We start from the raw sequence: 1,643 nt of genomic DNA on the forward strand, positions 1-1,643 counted from the left end.
GTCCACCTGGGCGACGGGACCGGCAGGAACCACCGGCGACACCCGCAAAACCAGAGCACCAGGACCAGTACCGACAGCAGGAACAGCCGGCAAGGACCAGAACGCTGGAAACGGTCAGCACGGGCCAGCAGGAACGGCACAGCAGGAGAGCCGGTACAACCACTACGGCCGGACCAACAAGACCGGCCGGCGCGACCAGCTGGAGCAGAACAGCAAGAGAACCAGCCCCGCACCCCTCAACCAGCAGGACCGGCAAGCAGGTAGGACCGGCAGGACCGGGCCAGCAGGGCCGACGAGGCGGCCGGCAAGAGCGGAACGGCGGGGCCAGCAGGACCGGTAGCCCCAGCAGGAACCAGTACGGACAGACGCACTCACAGCACGGCAAGACCGAGAAGGGCCGGTCCACCTGAACGACGGGACCGGCAGGAACCACCGGCGACACCCGCAAAACCAGAGCACCAGGACCAGTACCGACAGCAGGAACAGCCGGCAAGGACCAGAACGCTGGAAACGGTCGGCACGGGCCAGCAGGAACGGCACAGCAGGAGAGCCGGTACAGCCACTACGGCCGGACCAACAAGACCGGCCGGCAGAACCCGAAGACCAGCACGACCCGAACCGACGAAGCCCGTGCACTGGCAACAACGACGCCAGTAGAAGCAGTCGGCAGAAGCAACCGGTACGACCACCGCGGTGAGACCGGCAGGAACGGCCAGTACGACCGGCTGAAGCAGGACAGCAAGAGCGAAACGGCAGAACCAGCAAGGCCGGTAGCCCCAGCAGGAACCAGTACGGACGCCGTCGCAGCACAGCAACACCAGAGAAACCGACAGGGGGCCGGACAGGACCGGCAGGCAGGCAGGCAAGACCGAGGTCCCATACCAGCATCAACATGCCCAACACGAAGGGGACTTCACTCCCCCGCCCGCCCCAAGAGCCCGGTCGGACACCCCTCTCCCGCACCACCCCGGACCAACAGGGCCGCCGCGACCGGCCCCGCCCGAGGACACCACCCAGCGCACCCGGACACCACCAGGCCGCCGACAGAACCACCCCGGGCACCACCCCGAACAGCCACAACCAACCTGCCGCGAACGGGACTTCATGAATCACCCGCCTCGGGACGCCGCCCCCGAAGCCCCGCACCAACCGGACAGCAACCACCCGGGACCAGCCGCGAACCGAAGACCGGCAACCAGACCGGCCACGGCCAGGACCCCGACAACCACCCGCACCACCGGGCACCACCGCCCGCCCAGGACGGCACCACCACCAGCTCGGACACCACACCGAACCAACCCGGAACCAAAGGGACTTAACGAAACACCCGCCCAAGGGCGCCGGCCCCGCAAGCCCCGCACCAACCAGGCCCGCCCACCCCCCACCACCAACCACCACCAACCACCCACACCACCAAGGAGACCACCCCGCATGACCCACCCCGACCTCACCCGACGCACCCTCCTCACCGCGGCAGCCGCCACCATCATCGGCTTCAACACCACCACCCGCACCTGGGCCACCACCAACACCCCCACACCCCCCGGACACATCGCCCCCCTACCCCCCCTCCAAGGCACCCTCACCACCAACCCCACCACCACCACCGCCCACGCCCACGACTTCGGCCGCCTCACCACCAC

Annotated in this window: 1 pseudogene; it reads left to right on the forward strand. The window is 68.6% G+C overall.

Annotated features, from left to right (window positions below):
• Nucleotides 1–1,431: 1,431 nt before the first annotated feature.
• A pseudogene (locus tag ACFY4B_RS42560) lies at nucleotides 1,432–1,643 on the forward strand (hypothetical protein); the annotation flags it as partial.

The organism is Kitasatospora sp. NPDC001261 (assembly GCF_042896795.1).
In the GTDB taxonomy this organism is placed as follows: Bacteria; Actinomycetota; Actinomycetes; order Streptomycetales; family Streptomycetaceae; genus Kitasatospora.